General features: G+C 59.8%; 11 protein-coding genes. 7 read left to right on the top strand and 4 right to left on the bottom strand.

Annotated elements, in window-relative coordinates; genetic code table 11:
• Positions 1 to 9: 9 nt before the first annotated feature.
• Positions 10 to 1,182 (bottom strand): FAD-dependent oxidoreductase, encoded by a 1,173-nt coding sequence (locus H607_RS0103055; protein ID WP_028874214.1) that lies wholly within the window; start codon positions 1,180 to 1,182, stop codon positions 10 to 12.
• Complete coding sequence (locus tag H607_RS0103050) at positions 1,179 to 2,024, bottom strand: squalene/phytoene synthase family protein (RefSeq protein ID WP_028874213.1); 846 nt, start codon at positions 2,022 to 2,024, stop codon at positions 1,179 to 1,181. The genes H607_RS0103055 and H607_RS0103050 overlap by 4 nt, the downstream gene beginning before the upstream one ends.
• A gap of 110 nt (positions 2,025 to 2,134) precedes the next feature.
• On the opposite strand from H607_RS0103050, the gene apbC reads away from it, so the two are divergent.
• The 3 genes from apbC to H607_RS0103035 all read left to right on the top strand — a co-directional run bounded on the left by apbC (position 2,135) and on the right by H607_RS0103035 (position 6,166).
• Positions 2,135 to 3,223, top strand: a complete 1,089-nt coding sequence (gene apbC / locus H607_RS0103045) for an iron-sulfur cluster carrier protein ApbC (protein ID WP_028874212.1) — start codon at positions 2,135 to 2,137, stop codon at positions 3,221 to 3,223.
• An 85-nt stretch (positions 3,224 to 3,308) separates the two neighbouring features.
• On the top strand, positions 3,309 to 3,875 hold the full coding sequence (gene dcd / locus H607_RS0103040) for a dCTP deaminase (protein WP_028874211.1): 567 nt from the start codon (positions 3,309 to 3,311) through the stop codon (positions 3,873 to 3,875).
• Positions 3,876 to 3,931: 56 nt separating this feature from the next.
• Complete coding sequence (locus tag H607_RS0103035; RefSeq protein ID WP_028874210.1) at positions 3,932 to 6,166, top strand: arginine/lysine/ornithine decarboxylase; 2,235 nt, start codon at positions 3,932 to 3,934, stop codon at positions 6,164 to 6,166.
• A gap of 42 nt (positions 6,167 to 6,208) precedes the next feature.
• Here H607_RS0103035 and H607_RS0103030 read toward each other — a convergent pair whose 3' ends face one another.
• Both H607_RS0103030 and H607_RS0103025 read right to left on the bottom strand, forming a co-directional pair.
• The gene (locus tag H607_RS0103030; RefSeq protein WP_028874209.1) at positions 6,209 to 6,706 is read right to left on the bottom strand and encodes a dihydrofolate reductase; all 498 of its coding nucleotides are present in this window, start codon (positions 6,704 to 6,706) and stop codon (positions 6,209 to 6,211) included.
• Entirely contained in the window at positions 6,703 to 7,497 is a 795-nt protein-coding gene (locus H607_RS0103025; protein ID WP_028874208.1) for a thymidylate synthase, read from the bottom strand. The genes H607_RS0103030 and H607_RS0103025 overlap by 4 nt, the downstream gene beginning before the upstream one ends.
• A gap of 146 nt (positions 7,498 to 7,643) precedes the next feature.
• On the opposite strand from H607_RS0103025, the gene H607_RS0103020 reads away from it, so the two are divergent.
• The 4 genes from H607_RS0103020 (at position 7,644) to H607_RS13075 (ending at position 15,032) form a co-directional block, all read left to right on the top strand.
• The gene (locus tag H607_RS0103020; RefSeq protein ID WP_028874207.1) at positions 7,644 to 8,408 is read left to right on the top strand and encodes an oxygen-binding di-iron domain-containing protein; all 765 of its coding nucleotides are present in this window, start codon (positions 7,644 to 7,646) and stop codon (positions 8,406 to 8,408) included.
• A complete protein-coding gene (locus tag H607_RS11480) occupies positions 8,405 to 10,552 on the top strand; it encodes a putative bifunctional diguanylate cyclase/phosphodiesterase (protein ID WP_037989391.1) in 2,148 nt (715 codons plus the stop codon). The genes H607_RS0103020 and H607_RS11480 overlap by 4 nt, the downstream gene beginning before the upstream one ends.
• 95 nt (positions 10,553 to 10,647) lie before the next feature.
• Positions 10,648 to 12,786, top strand: a complete 2,139-nt coding sequence (locus H607_RS13080; protein WP_083961908.1) for a methyl-accepting chemotaxis protein — start codon at positions 10,648 to 10,650, stop codon at positions 12,784 to 12,786.
• A gap of 101 nt (positions 12,787 to 12,887) precedes the next feature.
• The gene (locus tag H607_RS13075; RefSeq protein WP_083961907.1) at positions 12,888 to 15,032 is read left to right on the top strand and encodes a methyl-accepting chemotaxis protein; all 2,145 of its coding nucleotides are present in this window, start codon (positions 12,888 to 12,890) and stop codon (positions 15,030 to 15,032) included.
• Positions 15,033 to 15,039 lie beyond the last annotated feature (7 nt).

The following is a 15,039-nucleotide window of genomic DNA, read 5'->3' as shown; positions in this document are numbered from 1 at the left end:
AGCCTGATTCTATCTCGTCGCGACCGAGCGCAGGATCGCTCCGGCCGTGCGCCAGCCGCTGGCCGCCGATGATTCCGCACCTGGCAGAGTCGGTTCGGGCGCCAGCCAGCCGCCCGCGAGCCAAAGGCCGGGGAAAGGGCTCAGGGGCAGGGGAGAGGCTGCCGGTAGAGGAAAGCAATCGTCGCGCCATGTTGTCGCGAGCGCTGCTTCACCCGACGGGATGGGCCGCTCCGGCCCGGGCGGAGTGAGACAGACCCATGCCGTATGGCCTCCTCCGCCCGGCGCTTCCCAGGCATCAGCCTCGGAGGCGAAACGCCATTCGTGCGCGGAGCCGGGGAAAGTCGTGCTCCAGAGAGGGGTTCGCGGCCAGTTCGCGAGTTGGGTGCGTAGCGCTTCGAGCCCGGGGATCCCTTGGAGCAAGGGGGCCGCATCCCAAGGGGAAACCGTGAGGACGACGTGATCGAAACGGCGGACGTCGGCCTGAGGCAGGCGCCATCCACCGTCGTGGGGTTCCAGGGTGTGCACCGGTGCGGCGATCGTCACTTCGCCGCCACGTCGCCCCAGCGCGCGGGCAAGCGGTACGGCCAGCCACTCGACGAAGGAATCGGGTAACTGGATCCATTGGCGTTGGGCCCGTGCGCCCAGCGCAGCGGCGAGAAGGCGAGCGAAATGGGGTAAAGGGGTTGCTTCGGCCGCGGTGAGGCACAACAGACGGCACAATGGGCGCCACAAGAGGCGAAGTACCTCCTCGCCGCCCCAAGGCACTGCCGCCTTGGCGAGTGGCACGTCGGGCAGGGCGCTTGCGCCGTGCCGGCCGGCGCGCAGCAACCGCCGCAGGGCGCGGTTGGCCGCGCGCCGTTCCCTGCCGGAGAGCGTCCCCTCCGGCTCGACCTCTACGTCCAACCCGCTCCAGCGCGTGCGCAGGCTGATCGTCCCTGCACCCACCACCGTCCATCTCGGCGTTGACGTTTTCAGGTGGCGCGGCGACAGGCCCAGCCGGCGGGCGCAGGCAAAGAGATGGGGGCTCGCCCCCCACAGGGGCAAAATTTCCGCACTCAGGAAGGAAATTCCCGCGCCCAGCCTCGGCGCGCGCTCGAACACCGCCACCTTGGCTCCGGCTTCCGCCAGCCGCAGGGCGCAGACCAACCCCGCCACCCCAGCGCCGACGATCGCCACCCTCATCGGCCGGGTTTCCTCCGCCAGCCGCGCCACGTCAGCCACAGCTGCCGCAGAGGAGGCAATTCGAGGCGACGGTCGAGCAGCCGATAGTCGAGGGTCTCGGCTTCGGCGAGCAAGGCTTCGGTCACCGTACGCCGTGCCATCAAGGGGCGCAGCGCCTCGCACATTGCTGGCGAAACAGTTTCGTCGGCGGCCCGGAAGTGGTGCCGTACCCGCTCGGCCTGGGCCCGCATCAGCGCCGCGAAGGCTTCGCTCCAGCGCCCCTCGAGGACCTGCGCCGCGGGCACGTCGTGGCGCTGCAGTTGCTCTACCGGCACCAGAATGCGGCCGGCGCGCGCGTCTGCCCCGACACCGAGCAGGAGTTCGGCAAGCGCCAGTCCCATGCCCAATTCCTGGGCCGCCTGTTGCGCCTCGCGCTCCATGCCGCCCAAGGCGCGCACCGTGAGCAGCGCCGGCACCGCCCCCAGACGATAGGTCAGTTGCTGCAGATCGGCGCTCGAGGCGCAGCGCATCGTCGTCGCCCTCAGCCGTGCGGCGAGCACCAGCTCGTCGAAGAATGCCCGTTCCCAAGGGATGTCCGCCAGCACGAGGCGCAAGGCTCGCGTGATGGGATGGGTCGGTTCGCCGTCGAACGCGGCTTCGACCTCGTTCGCCCACCAGGAAAGGGTCGTGAGCGTCACTTCGGGTTCTCGGCAGGAACGCACGACGTCTTCGAGCGCGTCGATGAGGGCGTAGAGCACGAAGAGCGCCTCCTGCCGCGGGCCCCGCAAAAGCAGCAAGCTGTAGTAGCGGGCGTTAGGGCGCCGGGCGAGGCGTTCTCGGCAATGCTCGATGTCTGGGATCATCCTGAAACCTGGAAACCCTGAAGGGCGGCGGGTTTGCCGCTCGATGCTTTGCAGTAAGATCGGGGGAAAAGTGCTTTCAATGATACCCGAACCCCTGACGGAGTCTTGCAATGAGCCTCTCTGCCGATACACTTCGCGACACGCTGGCCGCGATTCCCGATCCCAACCTCGGTACGCCCCTGGGTAAACGGACGATCGTCGGGCTCGAGGTCGAAGGAGGGACGGTGCGCGTGCGTCTCGCCCTGGATTATCCGGTGGCGACGCTGGGGGAGGCCGTGCGTGAGGCGGTGACGCAGGCGCTCGCCCGGCTGTCCGGCGTGGCATCGGTGCAGGTCGAGCTTCTCTCCCGCATCGAGATCCACAAGATCCCGCCCGGCACGCAGCCCCTGCCCGGGGTGGCCAACGTGATCGCGGTGGCTTCCGGCAAGGGCGGCGTGGGCAAGAGCACCACCGCGGTGAACCTCGCCTTGGCGCTCGCCGCCGAAGGCGCGCGCGTGGGCGTGCTCGATGCCGACATCTATGGCCCCTCGATTCCCCAGATGCTGGGTCTGGGGCATCAACCCCCCGAATCGACCGACGGCAAGAGCATGGAGCCGCTACGCGCGCACGGCCTGCAGGTCAATTCCATCGGTTTTCTCGTCGATCCCGAAACGCCCATGATCTGGCGCGGGCCCATGGCCTCCCAGGCGCTGCTGCAGCTCCTCACCCAGACGAACTGGCACGAACTCGATTATCTCGTCGTCGACCTGCCGCCGGGCACGGGCGACATCCAGCTCACCCTGTCGCAGAAGGCGCCGCTCACCGGTGCGCTCATCGTTACCACGCCACAGGACATCGCGCTGCTCGACGCGCGCAAGGCGGTGAAGATGTTCCAGAAGGTCAATGTCCCCGTCCTCGGGCTCGTCGAGAACATGAGCATCCACGTCTGCTCGAACTGCGGTCATGCCGAGCCCATCTTCGGCAGCGGCGGCGGCGAACGGATGGCCCAGGAATACGGTTTGCCATTCCTGGGGGCGTTGCCGCTCGACATCCGCATCCGTGAGGAAACCGATTCGGGAACGCCCACCGTCGTGGCCGAGCCCGAAGGGCCCCTCGCCGGGCGTTACCGCGACATCGCCCGCCGCGTGGCGCTGGCGCTTGCGCGTTCGCCGCGCGATCTCAGCCACAAATTCCCTACCGTCGTGGTGCAAAACCGCTGAGTTTTGGCGTACACTTCGCGGCAATTCCAGGCGCGCAGGGTTACCGGCCGCGCCGTTTTCGACCAAGGCCACGAACGGGAGTACGATGAGCATCAAATCGGATCGCTGGATACGGCGCATGGCGCAAGAGCACGGCATGATCGAACCTTTTGCGCCCGAGCTCGTGCGCCAGACCGAGCGCGGCAAGATCGTCTCCTACGGCACCTCGAGCTACGGCTACGACGTGCGCTGCGCCGACGAATTCAAGATCTTCACCAACATCAATTCCACCATCGTCGATCCCAAAGCCTTCGACGAGCGCAGTTTCGTCGATTTCAAGGGCGAAGTCTGCATCATCCCGCCCAATTCCTTCGCGCTCGCCCGCACGGTGGAATACTTCCGCATCCCGAGGAACGTCCTCACCGTCTGCCTGGGCAAGAGCACTTACGCGCGCTGCGGTATCATCGTCAATGTCACGCCGCTCGAGCCCGAATGGGAAGGCTACGTGACGCTGGAATTTTCCAATACCACGCCGCTTCCGGCCAAGATCTACGCCAACGAGGGTGTGGCGCAGATGATCTTCTTCGAGTCCGACGAAGTCTGTGAAACCTCCTACCGCGACCGCGGCGGCAAGTACCTCGGCCAGCGCGGTGTGACGCTGCCGCGCCTCTGAATCGTCGTACCGTCGCTCCCCATCCTGTGTCGTCTTTTACTGCGAGGGCAAGCCCCATGCGGTTTCATTTCCCCATCGTCATCATCGACGAAGATTTCCGCTCTGAGAACGCGAGCGGCCTGGGCATCCGGGTGCTCGCCAAGGCGATCGAGGCCGAAGGCATGGAAGTGCTGGGTGTGACCAGCATCGCCGATTTCTCCTCGTTCGCCCAGCAGCAGAGCCGCGCCTCGGCGTTCCTGCTCTCGATCGACGACGAGGAATTCCAGGCGCCGGAAGACGCCGCCCGCGCCATCGCCAAGCTGCGCAGTTTCGTGCGTGCCGTGCGCTTTCGCAACCACGACATTCCCCTCTTTCTCTATGGCGAGACGCGCACCAGCCGTCACATTCCCAACGACGTGCTGCGCGAGATGCACGGGTTCATTCACATGTTCGAGGACACGCCCGAGTTCATCGCGCGCTACGTCGTGCGCGAGGCGCGCAACTACCTCGACAGCCTCCCGCCTCCCTTCTTCCGCGCGCTCACGCACTACGCCGCCGACGGCTCCTACTCCTGGCACTGCCCGGGGCATTCGGGGGGCGTGGCCTTCTTGAAGAGCCCCGTCGGGCAGATGTTCCACCAGTTCTTCGGCGAGAACCTGTTGCGCGCCGACGTGTGCAACGCGGTCGAGGAGCTCGGGCAACTCTTGGACCACACCGGGCCGGTGGCCGCTTCCGAGCGCAACGCCGCGCGTATCTTCCACTGCGACCATCTCTATTTCGTCACCAACGGCACTTCCACCTCGAACAAGATGGTGTGGCACTCCACGGTGGCGCCCAACGACATCGTGGTGGTCGACCGCAACTGCCACAAGTCGATCCTCCACGCCATCATCATGACGGGGGCCATTCCCGTCTTCCTGCCGCCCACGCGCAACCACTACGGCATCATCGGTCCGATTCCGCTCGAGGAGTTCGAACCGGCTTCGATCCAGGCCAAGATCGACGCGCACCCCTTCATCGACCAGGCCAACAGCCGCACGCCGCGCATCCTGACGATCACGCAATCGACCTACGACGGCATCGCCTACAACGTCGAGACCATCAAGCAAAAGCTCGACGGCTACATCGACACGCTGCACTTCGACGAGGCCTGGCTGCCGCACGCCGCCTTCCACGATTTCTACGGCGACTATCACGCCATCGGCGAGGATCGCCCGCGTTGCGAGCACTCGCTCATCTTTTCCACTCAATCGACGCACAAGCTGCTCGCGGGTTTGTCCCAAGCCTCGCAGATCCTGGTGCAGGAGTCGCGCACGCGCAAGCTCGACCGCGACGTGTTCAACGAATCCTACCTCATGCACACCTCCACCTCGCCCCAGTACGCCATCATCGCCTCGTGCGACATCGCCGCCGCCATGATGGAACCGCCCGGCGGCACGGCGCTCGTCGAGGAATCCCTCATGGAGGCGGCGGAATTCCGCCGCGCCATGCGCGACGTGGAAGCCGAACTCGGAGATTGGTGGTTCAAGGTCTGGGGGCCGGATTACCTCGCCGAGGAGGGCATCGGTCGGCGCGAAGACTGGTTGCTGCGTCCCAACGACCGCTGGCACGGCTTCGGCGCCGTGGCCGAAGGATTCAACATCCTCGACCCGATCAAGGCCACCATCATCACCCCCGGGCTGGACGTCGAAGGCGAATTCGACGAATGGGGCATCCCGGCGGGGGTGGTGACGCGCTATCTCGCCGAGCACGGCATCGTGGTCGAGAAGACGGGGCTTTATTCCTTCTTCATCATGTTTACCATCGGCATCACCAAGGGCCGGTGGAACACCATGGTCACCGAGCTGCAGCAGTTCAAGGACGATTACGACGAGAACCGCAAGCTGTGGCGGGTGATGCCCGAATTCGTCGCCAAACACCCGCAGTACGAGGACTGGGGTCTGCGCGATCTGTGCCAGCGCATCCACGCCTTCTACAAGGCGCACGACGTCGCGCGACTCACCACCGAGATGTACACTTCCGAGATGGTGCCGGCGATGCGTCCGTCCGATGCCTTCGCCATGATGGCGCACCGCAAGATCGACCGTGTCCCCATCGACGGGCTCGAAGGCCGAATCACCGCCATGCTTGTCACTCCCTATCCTCCAGGCATCCCATTGCTGATTCCCGGCGAACGTTTCAACGCCACCATCGTGCGCTATCTCCAGTTCGCCCGCGACTTCAACCGACGCTTTCCCGGTTTCGAGACCGATATCCATGGTCTGGTCAAGGACTCTGAAGGGAACTATCATGTCGACTGCGTGCGTTCGTAGCGGCGCCAGCTCCCTTGCCCCTGCAGGCCAGCGCGCTTGGCGTCAAGGCTGCGGTCGACGGATGTACGTGACCACCACGGCCGGATACTCGTCGCTTTCTTCAGCGGGTAATGCCTGACGGCCGGCTTCGAGAAAGCGGCTCCGATCCCATTCGGGGAAGAACGCATCCCCTTGAGGCTCGGCGTCCACTTCCGTGATCACCAGGCGATCGGCAAAGGGCAGGGTCTGGCGATAGAGCTGCGCTCCGCCGATCACGAAGACGACCGGCTCATCGGCGAGCGCCACGCGCGCGGCGTCCAGCGAAGGATAGACCTCGGCGCCGGGGGCCGTGAAAGAGGGATCGCGGCTCACCACCACGTTGCGGCGATCGGGCAGAGGGCGACCGAGCGATTCCCAGGTCTTGCGCCCCATGAGCACCGCGTGCCCGGTGGTGAGCCGGCGGAAGTGCCGCAAGTCGGATTTCAGCCGCCACGGCAGCGCCCCGCCGCGACCGATCACGCCGTTTCGCGCCACGGCCGCGACGATCACCCACTCGCTCATACCGCCACCGGAGCGGGAATGTGGGGGTGCGGATCGTAGCCTTCCAGCGTGAAATCTTCGTAGCGGAAAGCGAAGAGATCGGTCACCTCCGGGTTGAGCTTCATCTTGGGCAGAGGCCGTGGCTCGCGGCCGAGCTGCAGCCGGGCCTGCTCGAGGTGGTTGAGGTAGAGATGACAATCGCCCCCCGTCCAGATGAACTCGTGCGCCTCATAGCCGCAGACCTGGGCCACCATCAGGGTGAGCAGCGCATAGGAGGCGATGTTGAACGGCACGCCGAGAAAGACGTCGGCGCTGCGTTGATAGAGCTGGCAGGAGAGCCTGCCTTCGGCGACGTAGAATTGAAAAAGCGCGTGACACGGCGGCAGCGCCATCTGGTCCACCTCGGCAGGGTTCCAGGCCACGACCAGATGCCGGCGCGAATCCGGATTGGTCTTCAACCCTTCGACGAGGCGGGCGATCTGGTCGATGGTGCGCCCGTCGGGCGCTTCCCAGCGCCGCCACTGTTTGCCGTAGACGGGGCCGAGTTCGCCGTGCTCGTCGGCCCACTCGTCCCAGATCGTTACGCCGTGTTCACGCAGGTAAGCGACGTTGGTGTCGCCGCGCAAGAACCACAGCAATTCGTAGATGATCGATTTGACGTGCAATTTCTTGGTGGTGAGCAGCGGAAAGCCTTCGCGCAGGTCGAAGCGCATCTGCCAGCCGAAGACCGACAAGGTCCCCGTGCCGGTGCGGTCCGCCTTGCGGGTGCCGTGTTCGAGGATGTGACGCAGAAGGTCGAGATAGGGGCGCATCGCGAGTTTGGACGAAAAATCACCTTTCCATTCTAACCCGAGACTCATCATGCCCGGCACTACCGCGGACGGGGTTTATCCCTTGGCGAGTCGGTGTTATTCTTTTTCTTCATCAAGGGGGACCTGTTTCCAGGACGGACGAATTCATGCACAACATAGAGCTCTATCGAGACGATGCCCATCTGTGCGTGCTGCTCAACGAAAGCGAAGAGCTCGACGAGGGCGGCATCCACTCCAACCAGTTCCTCATCCTGCATCAGGATTTCGGGGTGCTGCTCGACCCGGGAGGGTTCGGCGTGATGGCCGACGTGCTCGAGGCGATGCTCGCTTACTGCGAACCGGAACAGATCCGCTACATCGTCCTGTCGCACCAGGATCCGGACATCGTCGGTGGCTTGGCTTCCTGGCTCGAGCTCACCCGCGCCACCGTGCTCATCTCCCGCCTGTGGACGCGTTTCATCCCCCATTACGGTCTGCCGAACACCGATCGTATCGTCGCCATCCCCGATACCGGAGCCCAGATCGATCTCGGCACCTCCGCCGTGCTCGATCTGATCCCGGCTCACTTCCTGCACTCGGAAGGGAATTTCCAGGTCTATGATCCGCGGGCGAAGATTCTCTTCTCCGGCGACTTGGGTGCTTCTGAGCTGAGCAGCGCCGAGACCCAGACTTTCATTGATGATCTGGCAGCGCACCTGCCGTGCATCGAGGGGTTCCACCGCCGCTACATGGCGAGCAATCGGGCCATCAAGGCGTGGCGTGAGACCTTGGGCGAGCGGTCGATCGAATTGTTGGCGCCGCAGCACGGGCCGGTCTATCGTGGCGCTGCCGTCGGCCAGTTCCTTGGTTGGCTCGATGGCCTCGAGTGCGGCGTCGACTTGCTTCAGCCCGGGGGAGTGTTTCGCCGATGAACCGCTTCATCCCCCCTGATCTCCTGCGCCTGCGGCGCGAAAGCCTGCGGGCGATCACCAATCTTCTTGAGCACGAGACCCGTTTCCGTCTTGGTTTTTCTGCCATGGCGGCTGCGCTTGAACGGGCCCACCGCCGTTTGGGGGTAACGCTCGAACGCTTGCCTGAGAATGCTTCACCCGAGACGGAATCCCTCAGCTCCCAGCTTGCCCGGCTCGATCGCATGGTCGACCTACTGCATGAGCTCCTCGACAAGGATGGGCATGCACAGACGGCGGCGATCACTTCTTTGTTGCATCACTTTGAGAAGAGCAGTGCTGAATTGATGCAGACCTTGGTGGAGAAGAATCTCATCGACCGGCAGCGCGCAGTGCTCGAACGCATCATCTTTTCCTATGAGCGCATTTCACAGTGGATGGAGTTTCTCAAGGAGATCCTCACTGATTTCTACCAGATCTTTCCGTTCGATGCGTTTTTCGTCGCTTTCGCCGAGAAGCACGGCCTGACGCTCAAGGTCTTCCATCCTTCGGCGCAGGAATCGACCGTGCGAGAGCAGCTCTTGCATCGCGTCTCGCAGCACGTCCTCGCTTCCCTGGGTCAGCCTCCCGATGCGGCGTTTGACATCGAAGAGCATTTCCTCACGACCCAACCCGCCGAGGCGAAGCCGGTCGAATCGATGATGTTGATCACCGAGCGGGTGCCGGAGCGGCACACCAAGCTCGCCGGCATCCTCGGGGCGGCCTTCGGCGTGCATGAGAAGCTCTCGCCGCAGGAAGAGGCGGTGATCCGCTCGCTTCTGGCGATCGTCGTCATCGTGGTCGGCTCCAGCCGCGCGTTGGGGCAGTCGCTCGCCGAGCTCGAATACTATTCGCTGCACGACCCCCTCACCAACCTCTACAACCGGCGGCATTTTCTCTCCATGCTGCAGTACGAGATCACGCGCAGCGAGCGCCACCAGCACGAATTCTCTCTGCTGATGGTCGATCTCGACGATTTCAAGGACGTCAACGACACCTTCGGCCATCCCGTGGGCGACGAAGCCTTGTGTCAGGTCGCAAGTCACCTCAAGACCTGTGTGCGGCCGGGCGATCTCATCTGCCGTATCGGCGGGGATGAGTTCGTCATCCTCTTGCCGGAGACGGGCAAAGAAGAAGCCAAACGCCTTGCCCGTACCATCCGTGACCGTCTGCGCGAGCATCCCGTCCACGCTTCCCAGCTTGAATTCCATCTCACGGCCTCCATTGGCATCGTCACCTATCCCGCCGACGGAGCCAATCAAAACGATCTGATGACCCGGCTCGACTTCGCCGCCTATGAAGCGAAGAAACGGGGCAAGGACGGCGTCTTTCACTACAGCGACATCGACCGCGGCGAGGAAGTGCAGCGCATCGCCCAGCACCGTCGCCAGGAAGCGGAGGTCGTGCGTGCCGCTTTACGCAAGGGGCGCATCGTCCCCTATTTCCAGCCCATCATCGAAACGGGAAGTGGCCGGGTCGTCGCCTACGAGGTGCTCGCGCGGCTGATCGCCGACGATGGCGAGATCGTCTCCGCCGCCCGCTTCATCGACGCCATCGAAAAGTACGGCATGGGCCGGGAGCTCGATCGTCGCATGATTGCCGCCGCGCTCGATGCCCTGCGCCGTTTGCCGCCGACGGCAAACGATTCGGCCCCGCTGCTCTTTCTCAATCTCTCGGTGCAGGAGATCCAGAACCGCAACGTACTGGCCTTTGCCTCCCGCCTTTGTTATCAGTGGGAGATCGACCCTCATCGCATCGTCTTCGAGCTGCTGGAGCGCGATGCCATCTCCGACATGGAGAAGATCCGCCGTTTCCTCTCCACGTTACGCAAGAAAGGGTTTCGCTTTGCGCTGGATGATTTCGGCAGTGGCTACAACTCCTTCCACTACCTGCGCGAACTGGAATTCGACTTCGTCAAGATCGATGGCGCCTTCATCCGCGGTATCGAGCACTCGAAGACCGACGAAGCGCTGGTGCGCAACCTCGCCCGCCTGTGCCACGATCTCGGCATCCAGACGGTGGCCGAATTCGTCGAGAGCCAGGAACTTCTGGAGCGGGTGCGCGAACTGGGAGTGACCCATGCGCAAGGGTATTACATTGGTCTGCCAAGGCCGACTTTGGTTAGTTAATAGAAATAAAATATTTATGAATAATAAGTTTTGATATCAAAAATAGCGAAAGCAAACTAGAATAAAATGATCTTCTTCCACTGAGTCGAAGCGTCATGAATCGCAACGATGTTCATATTTCCTCGAATTCCGGCCGTGCCGTCATCACACACACCGATGAGACCGGCCGAATCACTCAATTCAACGAAGATTTTTGCGACATCTACGGTTTCACCCCTGAAGAATTGCTAGGTAAACCGCACAGTATCATCCGACATCCCGACATGCCCCGTGAGGTTTTCCGTGATCTATGGGAAACCATCCGCGCCGATCGGCCTTGGACGGGGATCTTCAAAAACCGAAAAAAGAACGGTGAGGAGTACTGGGCAAAGGCGACGATCACGCCGAAACCTGGCGGCGGGTACATGAGCGTACAGGTGGAACCTCGGCCTCAAGAGAAAGAGGAAGCGGCACGCCTATATACCAAGATGATGGGGGGAAGGAGAATTAAACTCTCTGGGGGGTTGCCACGTTCCAATCTCCTTTTGAGATTATGGCATCATTTATCCATTGCCCAATTGCTTATTTTGAGTCTATTGGTCACGGCTGCTGCCGTAGGGGCAATGACGACTTTTGCCGTTCGTCATACACGTGAAGTGTTGCTAGAGGAAAAACAGCAAACACTGACCCATCTCGTTGATTCCGCTTATACGGCTGCTGCGGCTTTTGCCGAGAAAGCTCATCGCGGCGAGATGCCGCTCGAGGAAGCGCAAAAAGCTGCTTTGGCTGTGATCGCCACCCTTCGTTACCAGGGTGACAATTACTTCTGGGTACATGAAGATCGTGGCGGTGTACCAGTCATGATTCTTCATCCGGTGGCACCAGAGCTCAATGGCAAAGAAATGGTTGGTCCAAAGTATGAGGTGGCCGACTACGCCCTCGTCCAGAGGCGGGAAATTCGCTTCGATCCACCGATGAATTTTATGTCCGCCTTGAGCCGCATCTGCCAGGAGGCCGGGTCCGGGTTCATCCATTATCGCTGGCCACGCTCCCTTGCTGGGGGAGGGGTAACCAGCCAGACCTATCCCAAGCTCTCCTATGGGCGGTTATTAGGGGAATGGAACTGGGTGATCGGCAGCGGTTTTTACATCGATGACATCGAAGCGGCTCAAAGGGCGATCTTGGAGAAGTATGTCTATTTTTCCTCCATCGTCATTTTACTCCTGCTGATGGGGAGCTTTGTGCTCATCATGCGCATCCGCGGCGGGATACGCCAGATCGGCACGGTTACTAAAGCCGTGGCCGATGGCGATTTGACCGTCGTGCTCAGCTCTCGAGAACGAAATGAACTCGGCCTCATCATGGATCAACTTCAGCTGATGCGTAATAGGCTATTCGAATTGGTTTATACTTTGAAGCACACGCTGAAAAAGCAACTCGCCGAGCTTCGCCGAGTCCAGAGTGAAGTCGAGGATAAGACAAGAGGAATCGCCTCGTCTTGCCGTGAACAAAGCGAATCGACTCAAGGAATCGCGGCGGCGGTCGAGGAGGTGACGACGGCGGTGTCGCAGATCGGTGAAAGCACCAAAGAAACGGTGTCCTGCGCTGAAAGGGCGCAGAACGCTGTAGAAAATGGTGTAAAAGTGGTGAAAGAAACTGCGGAGGAGATCGGTTGCATCGGGCAGCGGGTAAGAGAGGCAGGGGACAATCTCGGTCGCTTGGGGAGCCTGGTTGCCGAGGTCGGAGCGGTAGTGAACACGATTCGCGAAATCGCGGATCAGACGAATCTCCTCGCTCTCAATGCCGCCATCGAAGCGGCCAGGGCAGGGGAGCAGGGAAGAGGATTTGCGGTTGTTGCCGATGAGGTGAGAAAACTTGCCGAGCGTACGGCAAATTCCACTATAGAGATTGCCTCGCTGATTGATCGGGTTCAAAATGAGACCCATGTTTCGGTAGAGGAAATGCAACGAGGAGTGTCTCAGGTCATCGAAGGTGCGCAGAAAGCCAGGCTCGCAGGTGATTCCGTCGAAGCGATCAAGGAAGAGACGAAAAAAGTGATCGAAGCTGCCCGTGCCATTGAAGCTTCGATGCTCGAGCAGAAGCAGGCGATGGAGATGGTGGCGCAACAAGTGCAGCGCATCGCCGAGCATAGCGAACAGGTAGAGATGCAAACCCAAGATGTCGCACATCATGTCCGCTTCATTGGTGAGGCAGCAGAAAAACTGGAGGATACGGCAGCATTGCTTCAAACATAAAAAGTTTGGCCGTGCCTTCGGTAATCATTCATTATCGATAAAGCATAATAAATAATCGATAGTGCCGAAGGGACGGAATTTAAATCAAAGGGAGGAGGAAAATGGAAGGAAACAATGCCAAGGCGCACCAGTTGACGAATGTCGAAGATGTTTTCATTACCCATACCGATGACCATGGTCGGATAACTTATTGCAACAAGGCCTTCACTGCGGTATCAGGTTTTAGTCTCGACGAGCTCATCGGTAGTCCCCATAACATCATCCGGCATCCGGATATGCCATCCGAAGTATTTCGGGATATGTGGGCGACGATAAGCCAAGGAAGACCCTGGGTCGGAATCATCAGAAATCGGGGAAGATCTGGCGCTGATTTTTGGGTAAAGTCCTGCATTAGTCCTGCACCCGGCGGCGGCTACATCGGGATTGCAGTTCCGGCTTCGAAAAATGAAATATCTGAGGCAGAAAACTGGTATGCGCGCCTGCGTTCAGGCAGTAAAATAAAATTCGAAGACGGGCTTCCGCGTCGCAACGTTTTTCTTAGGATATGGCGCCGTGTCTCTATCGCGCAGATTTTATTATTCAGCATCTTATTGTCGATAGTGGCAATCATCGGTCTTGCGAAATTTTCCTATGCTCACACGAAGGAAATTCTCTTCGAGGAAAAAAAGCAAACGCTCAATCATGTCGTGGATACGGCATGGTCTGCCGTTAACTATGCCGTGGAAAGAGAGAAACGTGGAGAATTGAACGAGGAAGAAGCCAAGAAGGAAGCACTCAGGATTCTGTCCGTTCTTCGTTATCAGAGCAACAATTATTTCTGGGTGCATGAAGAAAAAAATGGTGTTCCTGTAACCATTGTAAATCCTGCTGCGCCTCAGTTGAATGGAAAAGAGTCGGTGGGACCACAATTCGATGTAGCTGAATTTGTCATCGAAGGGGATAGAATAGAAAAATTTTCACAGAAGAAAAATTTTCTCTCGGCATTAAGTGAAGTTGCCCGGCGTTCTGGACAAGGTTTCGTTTTCTATCAATGGAAGAAACCCTTGCCTGGTGGAGGGGCGACTGAACAGTTTTTTCCGAAACTGGCTTTTGGTAAGCGAGTTCCAGAATGGGATTGGGTAATTGGAAGCGGTTTTTATATCGATGACATAGATAAAGAACTTCATGATATCATTATTCGATATGTAACGATTACGTTTTCTATCTTTGTCGCTCTAGTTTCGACTACGATCGTTTTGTCCCTTAGAATCCGCAAAGGGATCACCTGTATTGAGGAATTTACTCGTCAAATCTCCTCTGGAAATTTGTCATATTTCGCCACGACGTCCGACAAGAACGAATTGGGGCGTATCCTGGAACGACTCCTCATCATGAGGAATAGGCTGTTTGATCTGGTGTATACGCTGAAATTTACTCTCGGCGAAAAACTCGCAGAATTGCGCCGAATACAGCGAGAAGTCGAACAAAAGTCTATGGATATCGCCTCGTCTTCCAGGGAGCAAGCGGAGTCGACGCAGGATATCGCCGCTGCAATAGAAGAAGTCACGACGGCGATAGCTCATATCGAAGATAATACCCAAGAAACCGCAAAGAGTGCTGAAAAAGCAAGGGGAGCGGTAGAGGTCGGGGTTCAGGTGGTAAAGCAGACTGCGGATGAAATATCGGAGATTGGAAAATCGATCCAAGATGCTGGAAGAAAACTTGATCGCCTCAGTAATTTGGTCAAAGAAGTCGGTTCGGTGGTTGCAACCATCCGCGATATCGCCGACCAAACGAATCTTCTTGCCCTCAATGCCGCCATCGAGGCGGCTCGAGCCGGGGACCAAGGAAGAGGATTTGCTGTAGTGGCTGACGAGGTGCGTAAACTCGCGGAACGTACGGGTAAGTCTACCGTGGAAATTGCTTCGATGATAGACAAAATACAGGTAGAGACTCGAACCTCAGTCACCGAAATGCAGGAAGGGATTGCAAAAGTCCTAGAAGGAGCAGAAAAGGCTCATGCCGCGGGCGTTTCTGTCGAGTCGATCAGGACGGAGACGTTGCGAGTCATTGATGCGGCCCGTGCCATCGAAGTTTCGATGCGGGAACAGAAGCAGGCAATGGAGATGGTGGCGCAGCAAGTACAACGCATCGCGGAGCAAAGCGAGCACGTTGGATTGCAAACCAAGGAAGTTGCCGAGGACGTACAGCGAATCGGGGAAGCGGCTGCGCAATTGGAAGCAACGGCAGCCGTCCTGCAAACTTGATGGATCT

This window comes from Tepidiphilus margaritifer DSM 15129 (genome assembly GCF_000425565.1).
Lineage (GTDB): Bacteria > Pseudomonadota > Gammaproteobacteria > Burkholderiales > Rhodocyclaceae > Tepidiphilus > Tepidiphilus margaritifer.
This window is presented reverse-complemented; position numbering and strand designations above follow the sequence as displayed.

Coding starts and splice junctions, on each gene's coding strand:
- H607_RS0103055 (WP_028874214.1), bottom strand. CDS start 1,182: ATGAGGGTGGCGATCGTCGGCGCTGGGGTGGCGGGGTTGGTCTGCGCC.
- H607_RS0103050 (WP_028874213.1), bottom strand. CDS start 2,024: ATGATCCCAGACATCGAGCATTGCCGAGAACGCCTCGCCCGGCGCCCT.
- apbC (WP_028874212.1), top strand. CDS start 2,135: ATGAGCCTCTCTGCCGATACACTTCGCGACACGCTGGCCGCGATTCCC.
- dcd (WP_028874211.1), top strand. CDS start 3,309: ATGAGCATCAAATCGGATCGCTGGATACGGCGCATGGCGCAAGAGCAC.
- H607_RS0103035 (WP_028874210.1), top strand. CDS start 3,932: ATGCGGTTTCATTTCCCCATCGTCATCATCGACGAAGATTTCCGCTCT.
- H607_RS0103030 (WP_028874209.1), bottom strand. CDS start 6,706: ATGAGCGAGTGGGTGATCGTCGCGGCCGTGGCGCGAAACGGCGTGATC.
- H607_RS0103025 (WP_028874208.1), bottom strand. CDS start 7,497: ATGCGCCCCTATCTCGACCTTCTGCGTCACATCCTCGAACACGGCACC.
- H607_RS0103020 (WP_028874207.1), top strand. CDS start 7,644: ATGCACAACATAGAGCTCTATCGAGACGATGCCCATCTGTGCGTGCTG.
- H607_RS11480 (WP_037989391.1), top strand. CDS start 8,405: ATGAACCGCTTCATCCCCCCTGATCTCCTGCGCCTGCGGCGCGAAAGC.
- H607_RS13080 (WP_083961908.1), top strand. CDS start 10,648: ATGAATCGCAACGATGTTCATATTTCCTCGAATTCCGGCCGTGCCGTC.
- H607_RS13075 (WP_083961907.1), top strand. CDS start 12,888: ATGGAAGGAAACAATGCCAAGGCGCACCAGTTGACGAATGTCGAAGAT.